18 protein-coding genes are annotated in these 18303 nt (G+C 67.0%); 5 read left to right on the top strand and 13 right to left on the bottom strand.

Annotated elements, in window-relative coordinates:
• Positions 1-53: 53 nt before the first annotated feature.
• Both KZ686_RS21320 and KZ686_RS21315 read right to left on the bottom strand, forming a co-directional pair.
• Entirely contained in the window at positions 54-1301 is a 1248-nt protein-coding gene (locus KZ686_RS21320; RefSeq protein ID WP_149316375.1) for an efflux RND transporter periplasmic adaptor subunit, read from the bottom strand.
• 194 nt (positions 1302-1495) lie between these two features.
• The gene (locus KZ686_RS21315; RefSeq protein ID WP_149316376.1) at positions 1496-2416 is read right to left on the bottom strand and encodes an alpha/beta hydrolase; all 921 of its coding nucleotides are present in this window, start codon (positions 2414-2416) and stop codon (positions 1496-1498) included.
• Between the two features lie 316 nt (positions 2417-2732).
• Here KZ686_RS21315 and KZ686_RS21310 point away from each other — a divergent pair, with 316 nt between their 5' ends.
• On the top strand, positions 2733-3698 hold the full coding sequence (locus KZ686_RS21310; protein WP_265633593.1) for a LysR family transcriptional regulator: 966 nt from the start codon (positions 2733-2735) through the stop codon (positions 3696-3698).
• Positions 3699-3794: 96 nt separating this feature from the next.
• Here the strand turns inward: KZ686_RS21310 and KZ686_RS21305 are convergent, their stop codons facing one another.
• The 5 genes from KZ686_RS21305 to KZ686_RS21285 all read right to left on the bottom strand — a co-directional run bounded on the left by KZ686_RS21305 (position 3795) and on the right by KZ686_RS21285 (position 8240).
• Complete coding sequence (locus KZ686_RS21305; RefSeq protein ID WP_149316379.1) at positions 3795-4073, bottom strand: DUF2795 domain-containing protein; 279 nt, start codon at positions 4071-4073, stop codon at positions 3795-3797.
• The gene (locus KZ686_RS21300; RefSeq protein WP_149316380.1) at positions 4070-4390 is read right to left on the bottom strand and encodes a hypothetical protein; all 321 of its coding nucleotides are present in this window, start codon (positions 4388-4390) and stop codon (positions 4070-4072) included. The genes KZ686_RS21305 and KZ686_RS21300 overlap by 4 nt, the downstream gene beginning before the upstream one ends.
• A gap of 162 nt (positions 4391-4552) precedes the next feature.
• Positions 4553-5302, bottom strand: coding sequence for a DUF892 family protein (locus tag KZ686_RS21295; protein WP_149316381.1), 750 nt, complete (start codon positions 5300-5302; stop codon positions 4553-4555).
• A gap of 115 nt (positions 5303-5417) precedes the next feature.
• The gene (locus KZ686_RS21290; RefSeq protein ID WP_226106695.1) at positions 5418-6593 is read right to left on the bottom strand and encodes a hypothetical protein; all 1176 of its coding nucleotides are present in this window, start codon (positions 6591-6593) and stop codon (positions 5418-5420) included.
• A gap of 375 nt (positions 6594-6968) precedes the next feature.
• Positions 6969-8240: a M20/M25/M40 family metallo-hydrolase gene (locus KZ686_RS21285; RefSeq protein ID WP_265633592.1), complete on the bottom strand. Its 1272-nt coding sequence runs from the start codon at positions 8238-8240 to the stop codon at positions 6969-6971.
• Between the two features lie 238 nt (positions 8241-8478).
• On the opposite strand from KZ686_RS21285, the gene KZ686_RS21280 reads away from it, so the two are divergent.
• A complete protein-coding gene (locus KZ686_RS21280; protein ID WP_407648619.1) occupies positions 8479-9636 on the top strand; it encodes a GlxA family transcriptional regulator in 1158 nt (385 codons plus the stop codon).
• Between the two features lie 86 nt (positions 9637-9722).
• Here KZ686_RS21280 and KZ686_RS21275 read toward each other — a convergent pair whose 3' ends face one another.
• Together KZ686_RS21275 and KZ686_RS21270 are read right to left on the bottom strand one after the other, a co-directional pair.
• Positions 9723-10460, bottom strand: a complete 738-nt coding sequence (locus KZ686_RS21275) for a BON domain-containing protein (protein ID WP_149316383.1) — start codon at positions 10458-10460, stop codon at positions 9723-9725.
• Positions 10461-10603: 143 nt separating this feature from the next.
• Complete coding sequence (locus KZ686_RS21270) at positions 10604-11029, bottom strand: OsmC family protein (protein ID WP_322784935.1); 426 nt, start codon at positions 11027-11029, stop codon at positions 10604-10606.
• Between the two features lie 201 nt (positions 11030-11230).
• Here KZ686_RS21270 and KZ686_RS21265 point away from each other — a divergent pair, with 201 nt between their 5' ends.
• The gene (locus tag KZ686_RS21265; protein WP_150082862.1) at positions 11231-12154 is read left to right on the top strand and encodes a LysR family transcriptional regulator; all 924 of its coding nucleotides are present in this window, start codon (positions 11231-11233) and stop codon (positions 12152-12154) included.
• 351 nt (positions 12155-12505) lie between these two features.
• Positions 12506-13582, top strand: coding sequence for a porin (locus KZ686_RS21260; RefSeq protein WP_265633590.1), 1077 nt, complete (start codon positions 12506-12508; stop codon positions 13580-13582).
• Positions 13583-13664: 82 nt separating this feature from the next.
• On the opposite strand, the gene KZ686_RS21255 is transcribed toward KZ686_RS21260, so the two are convergent.
• On the bottom strand, positions 13665-14585 hold the full coding sequence (locus KZ686_RS21255; protein ID WP_265633588.1) for a LysR substrate-binding domain-containing protein: 921 nt from the start codon (positions 14583-14585) through the stop codon (positions 13665-13667).
• Positions 14586-14832: 247 nt separating this feature from the next.
• Between KZ686_RS21255 and KZ686_RS21250 the strand changes: the two genes are divergently transcribed.
• Positions 14833-15171, top strand: a complete 339-nt coding sequence (locus KZ686_RS21250) for a DUF2917 domain-containing protein (protein WP_150082865.1) — start codon at positions 14833-14835, stop codon at positions 15169-15171.
• 271 nt (positions 15172-15442) lie between these two features.
• Here the strand turns inward: KZ686_RS21250 and KZ686_RS21245 are convergent, their stop codons facing one another.
• From KZ686_RS21245 to KZ686_RS21235, 3 genes are all read right to left on the bottom strand, one after another.
• Positions 15443-15745 (bottom strand): H-NS histone family protein, encoded by a 303-nt coding sequence (locus tag KZ686_RS21245; RefSeq protein ID WP_149316543.1) that lies wholly within the window; start codon positions 15743-15745, stop codon positions 15443-15445.
• A gap of 206 nt (positions 15746-15951) precedes the next feature.
• Positions 15952-17352, bottom strand: coding sequence for a dihydrolipoyl dehydrogenase (locus KZ686_RS21240; protein ID WP_265633586.1), 1401 nt, complete (start codon positions 17350-17352; stop codon positions 15952-15954).
• Between the two features lie 177 nt (positions 17353-17529).
• Entirely contained in the window at positions 17530-18261 is a 732-nt protein-coding gene (locus KZ686_RS21235) for a glutathione peroxidase (protein ID WP_149316391.1), read from the bottom strand.
• Positions 18262-18303 lie beyond the last annotated feature (42 nt).

Below are 18303 nucleotides of genomic sequence, written 5' to 3'. Positions count from 1 at the left end.
TGGTTCTCCCTCACCAGCCAGCGGGCGAGGCGAGAAAATCAGGCTGGCAAACGTCATCCGACCGACTCCTTCTTGGCCGGCTCCGGCTGGTTGTCCGCGCTCTTTTCGGTCGCATTGCCGCGTTCGAGCTCGCGCTTGAGCGCCATGCGCACCGGCGTCGGCGCGACCGTATCGCCCGGCCGTACGCGCTGCAGGCCGTTGACCACGATCACCTCGCCCGCCTTCAGGCCGGAGCGGATCACGCGCAGGCCGTCGTAGTTGGGCCCCATCTGGACTTCGCGATAGTTCAGCTTGTTGTCCTTGTCGACCACCAGCACGAACTTCTTGCCCTGGTCGGTGCCGATCGCACGGTCGTTGATCAGCACCGCGTCATGCGGCGCGTTGCCGCCGAGCTTGACCTTGGCGTACAGCCCCGGCAGCAGGCGTCCGTCCGGGTTGTCGAACACCGCCCGCACGCGAATCGTGCCGCTGCGCGGGTCGAGCCGATTGTCGACCGACTGGATGCGGCCCTCGTGCGGATGGCCTTCCTCGTTGGCCAGGCCCAGATACACCGCCATGCCCTTGCCGTTGGACCCGCCCGCGGCGCCCGGCGCCGTGTAGCGCAGGTAGCTCTGCTCATCGATCTCGAAGCTGGCGTACACCGGCGACACCGACACCACCGTGGTCAGCGCTGGGGCATTGGCGCCCGGGGCGACCAGATTGCCCACCGTGATCTCGGCGCGCGAGACGCGGCCGGTCACCGGCGAGGTGATGCGGGTGTAGGCCAGGTTCAGCTTGGCGGAGTCGAGCGCGGCCTGCGCGGCGCGCACGTTGGCGTTGGCCTCGCGTGCCGCATGGATGCGTTCGTCGAATTCGCGGCGCGAGATCGCGTTGTCGTCCAGCAGCCGCTGCGCCCGCACCTGCTCGCTCTGCGCGTGGCTGGCGCGCACCTGCGCCGCGGCCAGCGCCGCTTCGGCGCGGGCCACCTCGGCCGCGTACGGCCGCGGGTCGATGGTGAACAGCAGATCGCCCTTCTTGACCATCGCGCCTTCGCGGAAGTGCACCGCGTCGATGGTGCCGCCGACGCGCGGACGCACCTCGACGCGGTCGATCGCCTCCAGGCGGCCCGAGAATTCGTCCCACTCGGTGATGGTCTTGCCGATGGCGGCGGCGACATCGACCGCCGCCGCGCTGGCGGCGGGGCTCGGCACGGCTTGCGCCTCGCCGGCATGCCAGGGGCGCAGGATCGAGGTCGCCAGGCCGGTGCCCAGCACGACGACGATGGCGACGGCGATCAGGCTACGTCGGGATTGCAGCTTCATTTCTTCACTCCGTTTCGGGTTTTCTTCAACCGGAAAAGCAAAAGGACGAACGCCGCCCGCCGGGCCCGTTCGGCGCCTTGCGGGTGAGCACACCCTGGGGCGCCGACGCGGGGTCCGGAGACATTCACACGCGGCTGACTTCTCGAATGGCGGCCGGCGCTAGCGCGATGAACGCTGGCGCGGCCGCAGGCACGTCACGGCGCCCAACCGGAAGGCTTGGCTGCCGGCCGGCGTTCGGCCTGTGGCGAGGCATCGTCGCTGTCCGCGAATCGTTCTCGCAGAAAGCGCGCGCCTTCATCGACCCATACCTGACATCGGTCGTGGGATGCTTCGACACCGGCGCCACAGGCGCCGGGCATGATTCGGGTTTCCGCCGCCACGCCGCGGTCGAGCAGCTTGCGTCCGAAGGCCTCGCCTTCGGGCCGCAGGGCATCGAGCTCGGCCACCTGGATCAGCGTCGGCGGCAGGCCGGCCAGGCGCATCGCATGCGCCGGCGCGGCGTAGGGGTGGACCGACGCAGCGGGGGTCGGCAGGTAATCGCGATAGCAGACGGCCATGCGCTGCAGCGTTTCCAGCGGCACGTGCGCCTGGCCGGCGCAGGAGGCGTGCTGCAGGCAGGGGTCGGTGACCGGGCGGATCAGCCATTGCGCGCGCGGCGCGGGCAGGCCGCGATCGCGCAGCATCTGCGCCACCGCAATCGCCAGATTGCCGCCGGCTTCCTCGCCGACCAGCGAGAAACGCATCTTGTCGACCTTGAGCCGGCGCGCCTGGCGCAATACCCATTCGGCGGTATTGAAGGCGTCCTCCGGCGCGGCCGGGAACGGATGGTCCGGGGCCAGCGAGTATTCGGGCGCCACCACCACGGCCGGCACCGCGCCGGCCAGCTGGCGGGTCAGATGGGCCGCCTTCTCGATGCCGCCGTCGACGAAGCTGCCGGCGTGCAGATACAGCAGCCACGGCAGCGGCGCCGGCGCCCAGGCGGTCGGATACCCGGCCGGATAGCACACGTGCACAGCGATGGTGCGCTCGCCGCTGGCGATCTCATGCCGCACCACGCGCGCCGCGGCGCCGGCCTTGGCGGGCTGGGATGCGGTGGCTTGCGTCGGTTTGGTCATGGTGTCGGTCCCGTTGCGCCGGCCGGGAACACGGCTCGACGCATGGTTTGCATGTTGCGTTGCATCGAATTATGGTGATTGACGTAGACGGGATAAAGGCGCAGTTTGCCAACGCACTATTCTGCGGATGGAATAATCGCGCCGGCCCGTGGTCTGTTCCGATAGATCGTCCCCATTCGGCGAATAACCGCTCCACTGTTGCGGTTATGCCAATGAAAGACCCTACCGTGCATACGACCGACAGAGTGAGTAAGATTCGCCCTCGCCAGCCGCGCGGCGCCGTCCGCTCGCTATGGCTTCTAATTGGACAGCCGCCATGGACCGCTTCGTCTCAATGCAAGCCTTTACCCGCGTCGTGGACGTCGGCAGTTTCGCCCGCGCGGCCGAATCGCTCGATTTGCCCAAGGCCACGCTGACGCGGCTGATCCAGAATCTGGAAACGCATCTGGGCGTCAAGCTGCTGCACCGTACCACGCGCCGGATCAGCGTGACTTCCGAAGGCGCCGCCTATTACGAGCGATGCGTGCGCATTCTGGCCGATGTCGACGAAGCCGAGCAGTCGCTGACCCATCAGAACCAGACCCCGCGCGGCACGCTGCGCGTCGATACCGTGGGCGGGCTGGCGCGCCTGGCGCTGGTGCCCAATCTGCATGAGTTCTTCGCGCGCTATCCAGACCTGAAGGTCGAACTGACCATCAATGGCAAGCCAATCGATCTGCTGAAGGAAGGCGTCGACGTGGTGATCCGCGTCGGCGATACCGTCGACGATACGATGGTGGCGCGCCGCATCGGCCAATTGCGTCTGGCGTTCTACGCGTCGCCGATTTATTTAAAGCAGCACGGCACGCCGACCACGCCCGAAGAATTGATGCAGCATCGCGCGATCAATTACCTGTCGACGCGCACCGGCCGGGAAATGCCATGGATCCTGACGCGCGGCGACGAACGCCATGAATTGCTGCTGCCGTCGGCGATCTCGACCAACGATCCGGAGGTCTATATCGGCTGTGCGCTGGAAGGACACGGCATCGCCGTCATTTCGCGCGTGATGGCGCAACCGTATCTGGAAAGCGGCCGGCTGGTCGAAATCATGGGCGACTGGCAGGAAGAGGTCATGCCGATCTCGGCCATGTATCCGCAAAACCGGAATCTGTCGGCCAAGGTGCGGGTCTTCGTCGACTGGGCCGCCGAGATATTCGCGCGCGATCCGGAAATGGGCTATGGCGATTCGTTCCCAGGCCCGCGCCCGGTCGTGGCGCCGGTGTTGGAGGCGGTGTCGTAGCACGCAGAAATCAAAAGCTGCGCACCGCCTGCCCCGAATCGCATTACGCCTGCGGCAGCTGAATACCCCGCGAAAGGCGGCGCACAGTCAATTCGCTCAATGCAGCTTGCCCAACTCCCGCGAAATCTCTGCCGGCGAATCGTAGTCGCGCTCGGGCAGTTGTTCCAGTTCGGCCATCACTTCCTCGCTGGCGCCGCCGTCGCGGGCGCGCGAGAGGATGTCGTCCTTGGTGGCGGGAAAGTCGATGCCCTTCAGGGACTTCTGCACATCGATCGGGCTCGGCTCCTCGCGTCCGCCTCCGCCATCCTTGCCACCCTGCGCGGCGCCCTTGCCGCTCGATCCGCTCTTGCCCTGGTCGGTCTGCTTCTGGGTCATTGCATGCTCCTGTGATTGCTGTTGCCCGAGCCCGGCGCCCGGGCCGGGTCGGAAGACGCCGCCGGCGTGTCGGCGCCGTCGAGCCGGGTATCGATCAGCCGCCGGCCCTCGAGCAGGCAGGCCTCGATCGCCGTGGCCGCGTTGTCGAACGCCGTGTCGACATCGGAGGCGAAGGACGTCGGCAGGTCCTGCGTCGTGGCCGCACGCGCCCCGGCCGGCAGGATCTCGCCCTGGTAGCCGTAGCGCACGCCCGCGCTGGCGCCGACCGGCACCGCGTGGGCGGCGATCAGATGGTCGCGATAGAACATTTCCTTCATGCGCTCTCCTTCAGGCGGGGGGATGCCGCGGCGCTGGCGCGGCAACCGGCGCTGGTGCTGGTGCTGGTGCTGGTGCTGGTGCTGGTGCTGGTGCTGGTGCTGGTGCTGGTGCTGGTGTTGGTGTTGGTGTTGGTGTTGGTGTTGGTGCCGGTGCGCCTCGTCTTACGTCGCTTCGGTGATGACCGCGCGCTCCAGCCACTGCCGGATCGTGGCCATGTGCTGCTCTTCCTCCGTCAGCGCCTGCTGGAACTTCTGCGCCATCTCGGTATGACCGGTCTCGGTCGCGAGCTTGATCAGCAGCTCCCAGCCGGCGTTGTCGGTCATCTCCGCGGTCAGCAGCGCATTGAGGCATTGCGCGAAGTTCGTGCGGGGATCGGCGATGGTCTGCAGCACGCCCATCGCGGTGACACCCGCCACGTCGGCGCAGGGCGTGACCGCGGTCGGGTCCGCGCCGATCGCGCGCATGGTCTCGTCGACCATCGCGAAGTGCTCGGCCTCTTCATCGTGGAAATGCATCAGCGTGCCGAGCACGTCCGGATCGACCGCGCTGGTATCCATCTCCTTGCACTTGGCGATCATCAGTTCGTAGAGGCGCGTACCGGTACGTTCGAAAGCCAGGCGCTCGCCGAGCTTGTCGATCAGCACCTCGGGACGATTGCCGGTCAGCTTGTCCACGGTCGTGCTCATCGCGCCCTTGAGCGTACCGGGCAGCGGCACCGAACCGACCGGATCGGCCGCATCAATATATTGGGCACGCATGTCGGCGGCGGGCTGCGATTCGGCTGGCACGTTCATATCGTCGATACCGCTGTCCGGCCCCATGTTTTCGGCATAACGCTCCATGGTCTCGGTGTCGATCGGCGACATCTGCGCGCCGGTGCGGTTGACGCCCATCTGGGTGGTCTGTTGCATGCGTTCTCTCCAGTTTCGGTTGTCCTGCTCGATAGTCAGGCTCGATAGTTCAAGCGATCGTTCGGCTCGGTAGTTCAGCGTGCGGGCCTCGGCAGCCGCCTCGGCAACAAACGCCTCAGGCGCTCGTGTGCATCCGCGCCAGTTCCGTGCCGGGCGTCCACACATAGCCGGCGGACACCAGCTGCGACGGCGAGCCTTCGGCATTCATCACGCGGCGGTATTCGATCGAGGCGGGGCTGTCCTTGTCGAGCGGTACGAACTCCATGCCGTTGGCGCGCAGGTCCACCTCGTCCGCGAGCACCTTGCGCACGAAATCGCGCTGGCTGGCGAAGTCGATCGGCTTGGGCAGCGGCCCGGACAAGATCTCGGCCGGATCGCGATTCTCGTGGCGCTTGAGCATTTCGCAGGCGACATGCAGATGCCCCAGCTCGTAATCGAGGAAGCGTTCCCAGATCGCCTTGATGCGCGGGTTGCTCTCCTGCTGCACGCAGCTGTAGTAGTTGTAGGCCTCCATCGCTTCGTGAATCACCCACTTCTCGATCATGCTTTCGTCGGGGTCCATCAGCGAGCCGTACTGGGTCACGTGCTGCTCCTCGATCGAGGCGATCTCGGCGTACAGCTGGCGCGCCAGCGGATCGGTGAACAGCGGCCCGATGTTCATGTAGTAGTCGTGGGTCTGGTACTCGGCCGCGGTGATCATCGCGGCGTGAATCTTGGTGATCAGCGCGGCGTTGGCGCGGTCGTAGCTCTCGCGCACGTCGTCCTGCGGCGCGCGGTGTTCGACCCAGGTCGAGCGCCCCGGCACGATGTCGGTATGGCCCTGCGTGATCGCGTTCGCGTCCTTGCCTTCGAGCCGGTCGAGCAGCGCGCTATAGCGGTACAGGTGATCGAAGTCCTCCAGCAGGCCGAAGCGATAGGCCTGCGCCTGGTAGGGATCGGGCTCGGTCTGCGCGACGGCCGCGGTGACCTCGATGGCTACCTGCTCGTAGGCGATCGTGGTCTCCAGCGGGGAATGGTCGGCGCCGATCAGCCAGTTGATCATCGTCGCCTGGTGATGCTCGACGCGGCGGATCTGCGCGAGCGGAATGCGCAATTCCCGATTGCAGCGGGACATGATGTGCTTGAGCCGCAGCGCATCGGATTCGATGCCATTCATCAGAATGATCCGGACGCGAGTGAATGCGTCGTCGTCCAGCTTGCTGATCGGCGCCTGGACCAGGTCCTTCCAAGTGAAATGTTGCTGGCCCAGCGGGCAGCCCTTGGCATCCAGCAGATCGGTCAAGGTGTCCATGGAAACTCCATTGTGGGGTGAGCGAAAGACGCCGTGCGGCATGCCGCCGGCGACGCGTTTCTTGCTCTAGCAACGGGCGTGCCGATCCCGCTGCGCGCCAGCGCAGGCGCCACGTTGTGAATCCGGAAGACAATCCCTGCACGCCTTGCAAAACTTGCGCTGGCGGCTCGCGCAGCGTTGCGCAAAAAAATGCGCCCGCCGGTTTCTTGCCGGCGGGCGCATTGGACAAGCGGTATGGCGCGGGTTTTAAGCGGAACGACTGCGAAACGGAATTGCCGCGGAATGGAATTGCCGCGGAATGGGGTTGCCGCGGAATGGGGTTGCCGTGAAATACGACTGCCGCGGAATGCGACTCCCGCGCAGTGGACTACCCCGCTATTGCTTGCCGATTTCCTGCAGCATGCGCGTCATCAGATACAGCCGCGGCACGATCGAGTCGATTTCGATGTACTCGTCGCGTGCGTGATAGCCGAACCCGGCGAGGCCAAAACTCTCCACCACGGCCGGCTTGCCCGACAGCGCGGCATAGCCGGCGTCGGTGCCGCCGCCGGTCCCCTCCGCCAGCGCGAGCGGGCGGCCGTCCAGTTCGGCGTAGATCTGCTGGGCCCGCTTCGCGAGCGCGCGGCCCTTTTCGTTGACGACAAAGGGCGGACGGCCCTCCTCCATCGACACCGTGGTATGCGTATCCGGAATCAGCCTGCTCTCGGCGACCTTGCGCTCCAGCGCGGCCTTCAGCTTCTGCGGACCGTCCTTGACCGTGGTGCGCACATCGGCGGTCGCCACCGCGACTTCGGGAATCTGGTTGCGCACGACGCCCGCCTGCGCGCCGGTCCAGTTCAGCTGCGTGCCGGGCACCGACTTGGCGATATCGCGCGTCTGCTGCAGCTGATGGGCGAGTTCGAGCAGCGCGTTGCGGCCATGCTCGGGCGCCGCGCCCGCATGCGCGGCGCGTCCCTTGACCTCCATCGTCGCACTGGCGGTGCCGCTGGCGCCGAGCAGCAGCGCCTCGGCCTTGACCACCGCCTTGGCCGCGGTCGGCTCGCACGACAGCACCACGTCGTGCTGCTCGCCGAGCGCGGCAATCAGCTCGCCCGAGCCCTCCGAGCTGATTTCCTCATCGGCGTTCAGCAGCACCGTGATGCGCGCATAGTCGCGCCAGCCGCTCGCCTGCAGGATCTCCAGCGCGTGCAGGATCACCGCAATGCCGCCCTTGTCGTCGGCGATGCCCGGCCCGTACAGCTTGTTGCCATCCTGCCGGATCGGCTGCGTGGCCAGCGTGTTGGGAGGATAGATGGTGTCCATATGCGCGATCAGCATGATGCGGGCCTTGCCGTTGCCCGTCAGCGTCGCCTTGACGATCGGACTGTCCCCGCTCTTCGGCTTGACGCGCTCGACGGTCGCACCCAGCGCCGCGAGCCGCTTCTCGGCATACGCCGCCATCTGCGCCAGTCCCGCCGCGTTGCGGCTGCCCGATTCGATCGACACCATTTCCTTCAGCGATTCGATCAGTTTCGGCTGCGCGGCGCGCGCTGCCTCGAACAGCGTCGCGTCGGGCGCGGCCCGGACCGCACTGGCGGCGGCGGCGGTGCAGACGAACAGCGCGGCCGCGGCGAGGCGGCGTACGGCGGGGTGCAGACGTGGCTGCATGAAGTCTCCTGGTGAGGGCCCGGGGTAGGAATGTCGTGGCGGCAAGGGCCGCCTTGTGCCGGGAGTCAATCCGGGATGCTAGGGCTTGTCCGTCGCACAGGGGAGGACCAATATCGCCATTTCCGATGCCGATCCCGCCAAGTCCGTGTCCCGCCCGCCCTGCCAAGACGAAGATGCTGCCGCACACGATTTCCCCGAACTCGGCCTGCTGCCGGCGACGGATCGCCCCGCCCCCGAGCTGCATGTGCGGCTGCTGTGGCTGCCCCACGCCATGCCGGGCTCGCTGTTTGCCGCGCTCGACGTGCTGCGCACGGCCAGCGGCATCGCGCAATTGCAGCGCCCCGGCCGCGATTGCGGCCTCAGCTGGCAGGTGATCGGGGAAACGGGACGCGCGCTGCCGATGCCGGTACCGGGGCTGGCCCGGGCGCGCCGGCGCTCGCGCCCGGCGGAGCGCGGGGACAAGCGCGGGGACAAGCGCGGGGACAAGGGCGCGGACAAGCGCGGGGACAAGGGCGCGGACAAGCGCGCCGTCGAACGCGCTGTCGAACCCCCTCCCCAGCCTGCCGAAGCGCATTCACTGCTGGTGATCCCCGGGGTGATGGCCCGCAACGCCCCGCATCTGGGCGAGCTGTTCGAACAGCAGCGCGCGGTGCTCAGGCTGGTGGAGCGGCATGCGCAGGCGGGCGGCTGGATCGCCGCGTCCTTCAACGGCATCGCCTATGCCGCCGAACTCGGCCTGCTCGACGGCGCCCGCGTGAGCGCGCCGTGGCTGTACCAAAGCTGGATGGCGCGCCGCTATCCGCTGTGCGACTTCACGGACGACGAGCCGATGGGCGTGCACGGGCGCGTCTTCCACAGCGTGGCGCCGGCTCTGCAGACCGAATTCATGCTGCGCGTGCTGGGCCATCTGCACGATCCCGATCTGGCCCAGGCCAGCGCGCGCGTGCTGCTGTTGCAGGCCGAACGCCAGCAGCTGACACCGGCGCTGACGGCGCAGCGCTGGCTCACGCCCACGGCGGACAGCCCGGTGTTCCGCGCCAAGCGCTGGCTGCAGGACCATATCGGCGCGCCATACCGGCTGGCCGAAGTGGCCCGCGCCGCCGCGGTCAGCGAGCGGACCTTGCTGCGGCATTTCCGCCAGGTCACCGGCGCGACGCCGCTGGCCTATCTGCATGCGCTGCGGATCGAACGCGCGAAGACGCTGCTGGAGGTATCGCTGCACGGCACGCAGGCGATCGCCGAAGCGTGCGGCTACAGCGATGCGGCGACCTTCCGGCGGCTGTTCCAGCGCGCGACGGGGATGTCGATGTCGCACTATCGCGCCCGCTACGCGCTGCGGGCGCGGCGCCGCTATTGGCGCGTGGAGGACGCGCTGCGCGAAGGCGCCGCGGCCTGAAGGACCGGGGCCCCGGGGGCGGGGGCCAGGGCCCGGGGCGAGAAACAGCACAAACCCTTCGGCAGCGCTTCTCGCGCGTTCGGACGTCAGACGGCGTCGGGCCGGCGCTCGATCCGGTTGACCACGTCCTCGACGCCGTGCAGATACCAGGCATCGCGTTCGGCCTGGCGGCGCGCGCCCTCGCCCGCATAGCCCTCCAGCGTGACCACGCGGTTTTCGGTGCGGATGACGATCTGGTCCGCATTGACCAGCGGGTCCGACTCGAGCACCAGGCGCAGCGCCTCGGTGATCTCCTCGTCGTTGTCGCGCTCGGCCGGCGCGATCTCCAGCTCATTGACCACGCACTGGCAGCCGGGCGACCACCAGGCCAGCACGCCGGCCAGGCGCATATGGGAAAGGCTGATCACCTGTCCGCGCAGGGTCACGATGCCATCGACGGTATTGACCTCGATCCAGCCGCTGCGCTCGCCGACCGCCTCGCGCAGCGTTTCCAGCCGGCCCTTGGCATGCACGCAAATCTTGCAACTGCGGAAATCCACCGCCTGCAGCAGTCGCTGGCAGACGGCATTGCGCAGCTCGCCATCGCCTGCGGGCGCGGCGCCGTTGGCCACGCGTAGATGGTCGATCACGCACGATACGCCGTCGATCTTGCGCATCCGGGCCGCGGCCCGCGTCTTGGCGACGATATCCGGCACGTCGCCCTCGAGGATCAGAGCGCCGTCGGACAGGCGCAGATTGATGGTGGGATGGAGATGCTGGCCGTGGAACGGCAGATTGGCCAGCGCCGCGCGGGCCTGCGTGAGCACCGCTTCGCTGCTCTGCATGATGTTGCCTCCTGAGGTGGCGGGCAGCAGCGCCGGATGGCGGGGCGCTGCGCCCTGTCCATTATAGAAAGCGCGTTTCGCGCCCGGTTCCCGCGAATCTCGCCGCCGGGCCATGTTGGCGCGGCACGGCGGCGGACCCGGCCTCAGGCATTCAGGGTGGCATTCATCGTGATCGGCGCCTTCATCAGCGTGGACACCGGGCAGTTCTCCTTGGCGGTCTGCGCGCACTTGTCGAAGGCGGCCTGGTCCGCGCCGGGGATGCGCACCGCCACGTCGAGATGGATGGCCGTGATACTGAAGCCGCCGCCTTCCTTTTCCAGCGTCACGGTGGCCTTGGTGTCGATGCTGTCCGGCACCATGCCCGCCTCGCCGAGGATCAGCGACAGGGCCATCGAAAAGCAGCCGGCATGCGCGGCGCCGATCAGTTCCTCGGGGTTGGTGCCGGGGCCGCCCTCGAAGCGCGCCTTGAAGCCGTATGGCGCATCCTTGAGCACGCCGCTCTGGGTCGAGATCGTGCCGCCGCCGTCCTTGATGCCGCCTTGCCATCTTGCCGATCCAGTCTTCTGCATAGCCATGCGCTCCGTCGAAGTTGTTACAGATCAAGGGCCGGCCGCGCACCGTCCGGACCGACCCAACCACGTCCCACAATAGGACGCGAACGGACGATCGGCCAGCGCATGGCCGCATTCGCCGTGTTGTCCGTCGGACGCACAGGGTGCGCACGATCCTTGCTAAGCAGTGATCGTTCCGTTTCCTGCTGCCCCGAGCCGATGCTTCACCCTCCCCGCGTCTATCTGTACCTCGACACCGTGGCCCGCTGCGGCTCGATCCGCAAGGCGGCCGAACAGCTGCATGTCGCATCCACCGCGCTGAACCGCAAGATTCTCGAGGTGGAACAGCAGATCGGCACGCCGCTGTTCGAGCGGCTGCCGCGCGGCGTGCGCCTGACGTCGGCCGGCGAGGTCCTGGTGGCCACGATCCGGCGCAGCCTGGCCGACCTGGACGCGGCCGCGGCGCAGATGGCGCAACTGCGCGGGCTGGTGCGCGGCTCGGTGCGGATCGCGTCGGCGGAGTCGGTGGCAACCGATTTCCTGCCCGATGCGATCGGCCGCTATCAGGCGCGCCATCGCGGCGTGCAATTCCATGTGGCGATCGGCGGCACCGATGCCCTGATGGATGCGCTGAAGCAGGACGACGCCGACCTGCTGCTCGCGCACGATCCGCCTGCCAGTCCGCTGCTACAGGAGCTGGCGGCCGCGCCGCAGCCGTTCTGCGCGATGATGCGGCCGGACCATCCGCTCGCGGCCCGGCGCACGCTGCGGCTGGCCGACTGCGCGGCGTTTCCGGTCGCCCTCGGTCCGGCCAACTTTGCCAGCCGCCGGCTGATCGAGGCCATTGCCGCGCGCAATCGGCTGCATCTGTCGGTGATGCTCGAGGCGACCACGGTCGAGACGCTGAAGGGTTTCGTCCGGCAGACCGATGCGATCTGCTTCCAGTTCCATGCCGGCACGCTGCGCGAAACGCGGCAGGGCACGCTGACCGCGGTGCCGCTGAGCGATCCGGAACTGGCGCTGGGCCGGCTGGTGCTGGCCACGCGCAAGGGCCGCGCGTTGCCGCCGGCCGCGGCCGCATTCGCCGAACATCTGAAGACCGCCATCGGGGCGCTGCACCCGCCGTTGACGTTGGTCGCGTAGTGGCCGGCCGGTATCCGCTCGACAGCCCCTCGGTGGCCGCTCATTGGCCGCTCATTGGCCGCTCATTTGGCACTCGGTAACCGCGTAGCCTCGGTAGCCGCGAAGCGCCCGGCGTCGGCGCTGCGCCGATCCGGCTGCACCGTCCTTGCCCCGGCACCGCACACATTTTGCGCTCGCGTCGCGCGAAAAATGATGCTGGTCGGTCCCGCCCGATTTCCGCACACTGATCCGAACGCCCCGTCCTACGGCCGAGCCAGCCGAGCGGGGCCGACGCGCACGATCACGGCGACGTCACGACAAAAACATCACAACGAAGCACGAGAGAAATCAGGGTCAACGATGGAGGTTTGCATGACAACAACGAAATTCGGGCCGGCGCGCGCGCTGGCGGCCGCCATGGCGGCATTGGCAAGCGGGGGCGTGCTGGCGCAGTCCAGCGTGACGCTATACGGGCAGGTCGACACCTACGTCGGCAGCAACAAGGCGGTCGGCGGCGATCGCGCCTATGTGCTGGGCGCCGGCGGCATGCAGACCTCGTATTGGGGCATCAAGGGCACCGAGGACCTGGGCAACGGCCTGAAAGCGATCTTCGACCTGAACGGCTTCTATCGCGCCGACGGCGGCCGCGCGGGCCGCTTCGATGCGGACGGCATGTTCACGCGCAGCGCCTACGTCGGGCTGCAGAGCGACAGGGCCGGCACTCTCCGGCTCGGGCGCAATACCACGCCTTATTTCCTGTCGACGATCCTGTTCAATCCGCTGGTCGATTCGTACCACTTCTCGCCGACCATCTTCCACAGCTATGTCAGCAGCAATGGCGGCACGGTCTACGATCCGGGCATCGTCGGCGATTCGGGCTGGAGCAATTCGCTGGTCTATTCGTCGCCGAAGTTCGGCGGGCTCAGCTTCAACGCGATCTACGCCTTCGGCGAGCAGGCCGGCGACAACGGCAAGAACAAGTGGGGCGGCAACGTGCTGTACTTCAACGGCCCGTTTGCCGCGACCGTCGCCTTCCAGCAGGTCAAGTTCCACAACACGCCGGGCGACGTGACCTCGCCGGCCGCGATGGTGGGCTTTCGCAAGCAGAACGCCGTACAGGCCGGCCTGAGCTACGACTTCAAGGTGGTCAAGCTGTTCGCGCAGGGCCAGCACATCCGATCCGATATCGACAGCGCGACCGGCGACATCAAGCACACGAACGGGCAGATCGGCGCTTCGGTGCCGATCGGCGCGGGCAGCCTGCTGCTGTCGTATGCCTACGGCAAGGTCAAGAACGAGGTCGCCGACGTCGAGCGCAACACCGCGGCGGTGGCCTACGACTACAACCTGTCAAAGCGCACCGACGTCTATGTCGCCTATTACTACGACAAGGTCGGCGGCCTGTCCCACGGCAACAACTACGGGGTCGGCGTGCGCCATCGCTTCTGATCGCCCGGTGTCGCCGGTGTCGCCGGTGTCGCCGGTGTCGTCGGTGTCATCGGTGTCGGCCGGGAGCGCGCGGCGCCTGTCGTCAACCGGTGACGTCGCGCGTCAGTTCGCGCGTCAACCAGGCCTCGAAACGGTGCACCGCGGGCCGTGCCTGTGCATGGTCCGCGGTCACGACCTGGTATTCCATGCCGTCGATTCCGGCATCCGGCAGGACCACCTGCAGCTCGCCGCGGGCGAGCAGCGGCAGGATCAGCGGCGTACGGCCGATCGCGACGCCCGCGCCTTCCGCGGCCGCGGCGACGACGTGCTCGTAGCGCGAGAAATACAGGCACGGCTGGCTGGCCACCGGCGTCAGGGCCAGGCGGCGATACCACTCGCCCCACGACATCCAGCCAAAGCGCGCATTCGGATCGTGATAGACCAGCAGCGTCGCGGCACGGATGTCGTCCGCCCGATGAATGCGCGCGGCGACCTGCGGCGCCGCCACCAGCATCAGCCGTTCGCGCAGCAGCGCGGTGGGGGCCTGCCCCGGCTGGCTCAGCCGGATCGCCAGGTCGAAGCCATCCCTGTCCAGATTGGCGATCGCCTCCGAGGCGTCGATGCGCACGTCGATCTCCGGCGCCTCCGCCTGGAACCGCGCCAGGCGTGGCACCAGCCAAAGCGAGGCAAATGACGGCGTGGTGGTGACGGAGATCGCGCTGCGCTCCGGTGCGATCAGGCGCTCGACGGTGCCGGCCAGCCGTTCGATGGCCTCCCTGGCGGCCTGCTGCAGCAGGCGTCCCTCGGGCGTCAGCGACAAGCCCTTGGCCCCGCGCAGGAACAGCGGCACGCCGAGCGCGTCCTCCAGGCTCTTGATCTGCTTGCTGATGGCCGACTGCGTCAGGCACAACTCGTCGGCTGCGGCGGTAAAGCTCAAATGCCGCGCCGCGCTGTCGAATCCGCGCAGCGCATCGAGCGACATCGCGCGCAGGGCCTGGGAAGCGGCCTGGCTGATTGGCGTCATGGCGGGCTGATGCGGAAAAACGCGCGACCAAATGCGCGGACAGAGGCCGGCACAAATGCCCGGACAGAGGCGTGGACACAGGCGCGGACCGAAGCCGATAGGGATATGGCCCCGATGGCGTTGTCATCGGCGGTGGCCATGATCCGCCGGAATACCGGGGATGACGAAACATCCGGCCAGCGAATCAGGCGGGTGGCCACAATGACAAGGCGCCCTTTCCCGATGCGGGGCACGCCAGGAGACTGCCATGCATGCGTTCGCTGAACTCGACGGAATGGATGGGACCGACCGGATCGGCAGGATGGGTCTAATTGGCCGGATTGGCCGCATTGGCACCGAACCGCTTCGGCTGGTGATCGGCCAAGGATACACCGTCGTTTGCCTGCAAGGCGCGGTATGGCTGACCTGCGAATCGGAGGATCGCGCCGAAGCGGCGCAGGATATCGTATTGGCGTGCGGGGAGCGTTTCGATGCGCGGCGCACCGTTACCGTTATCGTTTCGGCAATTCGGCGGCGGCCGGCCCGTATTGCGTTGACCCGGCGCAATACGGAGGATCGGCTCGATTGTAAGAAAAGACTTAATTGAGTGCCGTCAATGTCTTGCACATTGTCTTGTCGCAATGTCTTCTTGCAAGCAGACTTGGCGGAACCGGTGCAAAACGCGGGAATTCCCGCAAAAGACCAATGGGTATGCTGGCGCCCGTGGATCGGCTATCGCACAGAATCGCAGGCGGGCCGGCGGCAAATCGTATCCCCTGGCAGGACATCGGCCGCGTCGGCTATTGCGATTCGACGCATTACCGTTCGCGAAATGCAATAACGCACGACCTTACACGCCCGGACTTACACGCACGACCTTACTCGGCGATCAGGAAGCGATCGCGATTCTTGCCCAGCCATGCCGGTGCGCGGCCGCGGCCGGACCAGGTCTTGCCGGTCTTGGGATCGCGGTATTTGGCCGGCGCCGGCGTACCCGAGCGTCCCGCCGATTTGCGAGGACGGCCACGGCGGCGCGGTGCCAGATCCTCGGCCGTCAAACCGTAATCCTCCATCAGCTGCTGGATCTGGGCGATCACCGTCGCCACTTCGGTTTGCCTGGCTTCCTCAAGTTGCGCTTCGAGTTTTTCCTTTTCTGCCAGTAATTGTTTGTAAGTCGCCATCGTCATTCCTTGCCAGTTGTAGGGTGCCGTTATGCTAGCTCACGGTTATGTGCGCGTCACTATAAAAAATGTAATCCAATAAGACAGAATCACAATATTCGGCAATTACATAATAATGCGCACCCCCGCAATGTCGAGGCGGGGATGCGCGGCAAGCCGCATAACGGCAATGGCAAGGAACGCCGCCACGGCGGCATTTAACCGGCTCAGGCGCGCAGCCGGGCCTGTGCGTCGCGCAACGCGGTGCGCAATCCTTCTTCGATCACGGGGTGATAGAACGGCATCGCCAGCATCTGATCGACGGTCAATTGCTGCTGATAGGCCCATGCCAGCAGATGGGCGATATGTTCGGCGCGTGGCCCGATCCATTCCGCACCGAGAAAACGCCCGCTCGCCTTGTCGGCATAGACATGCATCAGCCCGCGATTCTTCAGCATCACGCGGCTGCGCCCCTGGTCCTCGAAGCTGACCTCGCCGGTGACGAAGCTGTCGGCCGGCAAGTCGGCATAACGCTGGCCGACCATGGCCAGTTGCGGATCGGCGAACACCACCGCGATCGGCGCACGGCGCGGCACCGGCGAAACCTGCGGCCAGGCGACGGCATTCTCGCCGGCGCTCTTGCCCTCGTCGGCGGCCTCGTGCAGCAGCGGCAGGACATCGTTGGCGTCGCCGGCGATGAAGACCGGCGCCGAGCCGCATTGCAGCGTGGCCGGGTCGAACACGGGCACGCCGCGCTCGTCCAGCTCCAGCCCGGTGTTTTCCAGGCCCAGATTGCGCACGTTGGGCTGGCGGCCGGTGGCGGCCAGCACATAGTCGAAGCGCTCGGTGACCGCATTGCCGTCGCGGTCGATGAACGAGATCACCGCCTCGTCGCCTTCGCGCGCCATGTCCGTGACCTTGGCATCCGGGTCCAGATAGAACTCCTGCTGGAAGGCCTGGGCGGCATAGGCGCGAATCGCCGGGTCGGTCAGCGGACCGACGCCCCCGCGCACGCCGAACACGCGCACATGCACGCCGAGCCGCGACAGCGCCTGGCCCAGTTCGAGGCCGATCACGCCGGGGCCAAACACGGCCACGCGGCGCGGCAGGTCCTGCCAGTCGAAGACGTCGTCGTTGACCACCAGCCGGTCGCCGAACACGCGGAAGGGCTGCGGCACGGCCGGGCTCGAGCCGGTGGCAATGACCACGCGGCCGGCGCGAACCACGGTGCCGTCGGCATCGTCGCCGACCTGCAGCACCGTGTTGTCGATGAAGCGGGCATAGCCGCGCAGACGGTCCTGCTCGGGAATATTGTCGACGCCACGGACCACGAAGCCGACGAAGCGATCGCGCTCGCGCCGCACGCGGTCCATCACCTCGCGGCCATCGATGCGGATCTGTCCATCGACATGGACCCCGAACGGCGCGGTATGGCGCAGCTCGTGCGCGGCCTCGGCCGCCGCGATCAACAGCTTCGACGGCATGCAGCCGACGCGCGCGCAGGTGGTGCCGTATTCCCCGCCTTCGATGATCACGGCCCGCTTGCCGGCGGCCTTGGCGGCGCGATAGGCCGCAAGGCCGGCGGTGCCTGCGCCGATCACGGCGATGTCGGTGACGATGGTTTGCATGGCGAAATTCCTGTTCGGAGAGACGATGGTTGAATTCGAGCTATTCGGGATATTCGAAGTATTCGGGGCGGTTCAATCCACGGACCCGAGGGCGGCACGCCGCCATCGGGTCCGGCGACTGCCGGACCGCGCCACGGAACAATCAGTGGAATCGGGAGATAAAGGCGCTGCGGGCGATCAGGCGGCCAGATACTGCTCGACCTGCTCGGCGCCGCCGATCAGCTTGCCGTTGATGAACACCTGCGGGGCGGTCATCGTGCCGGACACCGCGCCGAGCACCTTGCCGCGGATCTTGTGTTCCAGCGGCACGTCGATGTACTGGTAGCCGTTGTCCGCCAGCAGTTGCTTCGCCTTGGCGCAGAACGGGCAGCCTTCCTTCGAGAACACCACGACCTGGTCCGGCTTTTTGGCGTCCGGGGCGACGTAGGCGAGCATCGTGTCGGCGTCGGAGACCTTGAACGGGTCGCCCGGCTCTTCCGGCTCGATGAACATCTTGTCGACCACACCGTTCTTGACCAGCATCGAATAGCGCCAGCTGCGCTTGCCGAAGCCGAGGTCGGTCTTGTCCACCAGCATGCCCATGCCGTCGGTAAATTCGCCGTTGCCGTCGGGAATCATCACGATGTTCTCGGATTCCTGGTCCTTGGCCCACTCGTTCATCACGAAGGTGTCATTGACCGAGACGCACAGGACCGCGTCGACGCCGTGTTTGGCGAAAACGGGCGCCAGTTCGTTGTAGCGCGGCAGGTGGGTCGACGAACAGGTCGGGGTGAACGCGCCGGGCAGCGAGAAGACCACGACGGTCTTGTTGTCGAACAGCTCCGCGGTGTTCAGGTTCTTCCATTCATTGTTCTCGCGGACGCGGAACGTGACATTGGGGACGCGTTGGCCTTCACGGGATTGCAGCATTGGGATCGCTCCTGGTTGGGTAGTAGGTTCGGGTTTCCGGGG

It is taken from the genome of Cupriavidus cauae, assembly GCF_026210475.1.
GTDB classification, from domain to species: Bacteria; Pseudomonadota; Gammaproteobacteria; order Burkholderiales; family Burkholderiaceae; genus Cupriavidus; species Cupriavidus cauae.
This window is presented reverse-complemented; position numbering and strand designations above follow the sequence as displayed.

Coding starts and splice junctions, on each gene's coding strand:
- KZ686_RS21320 (WP_149316375.1), bottom strand. CDS start 1,301: ATGAAGCTGCAATCCCGACGTAGCCTGATCGCCGTCGCCATCGTCGTC.
- KZ686_RS21315 (WP_149316376.1), bottom strand. CDS start 2,416: ATGACCAAACCGACGCAAGCCACCGCATCCCAGCCCGCCAAGGCCGGC.
- KZ686_RS21310 (WP_265633593.1), top strand. CDS start 2,733: ATGGACCGCTTCGTCTCAATGCAAGCCTTTACCCGCGTCGTGGACGTC.
- KZ686_RS21305 (WP_149316379.1), bottom strand. CDS start 4,073: ATGACCCAGAAGCAGACCGACCAGGGCAAGAGCGGATCGAGCGGCAAG.
- KZ686_RS21300 (WP_149316380.1), bottom strand. CDS start 4,390: ATGAAGGAAATGTTCTATCGCGACCATCTGATCGCCGCCCACGCGGTG.
- KZ686_RS21295 (WP_149316381.1), bottom strand. CDS start 5,302: ATGCAACAGACCACCCAGATGGGCGTCAACCGCACCGGCGCGCAGATG.
- KZ686_RS21290 (WP_226106695.1), bottom strand. CDS start 6,593: ATGGACACCTTGACCGATCTGCTGGATGCCAAGGGCTGCCCGCTGGGC.
- KZ686_RS21285 (WP_265633592.1), bottom strand. CDS start 8,240: ATGCAGCCACGTCTGCACCCCGCCGTACGCCGCCTCGCCGCGGCCGCG.
- KZ686_RS21275 (WP_149316383.1), bottom strand. CDS start 10,460: ATGCAGAGCAGCGAAGCGGTGCTCACGCAGGCCCGCGCGGCGCTGGCC.
- KZ686_RS21270 (WP_322784935.1), bottom strand. CDS start 11,029: ATGCAGAAGACTGGATCGGCAAGATGGCAAGGCGGCATCAAGGACGGC.
- KZ686_RS21265 (WP_150082862.1), top strand. CDS start 11,231: ATGCTTCACCCTCCCCGCGTCTATCTGTACCTCGACACCGTGGCCCGC.
- KZ686_RS21260 (WP_265633590.1), top strand. CDS start 12,506: ATGACAACAACGAAATTCGGGCCGGCGCGCGCGCTGGCGGCCGCCATG.
- KZ686_RS21255 (WP_265633588.1), bottom strand. CDS start 14,585: ATGACGCCAATCAGCCAGGCCGCTTCCCAGGCCCTGCGCGCGATGTCG.
- KZ686_RS21250 (WP_150082865.1), top strand. CDS start 14,833: ATGCATGCGTTCGCTGAACTCGACGGAATGGATGGGACCGACCGGATC.
- KZ686_RS21245 (WP_149316543.1), bottom strand. CDS start 15,745: ATGGCGACTTACAAACAATTACTGGCAGAAAAGGAAAAACTCGAAGCG.
- KZ686_RS21240 (WP_265633586.1), bottom strand. CDS start 17,352: ATGCAAACCATCGTCACCGACATCGCCGTGATCGGCGCAGGCACCGCC.
- KZ686_RS21235 (WP_149316391.1), bottom strand. CDS start 18,261: ATGCTGCAATCCCGTGAAGGCCAACGCGTCCCCAATGTCACGTTCCGC.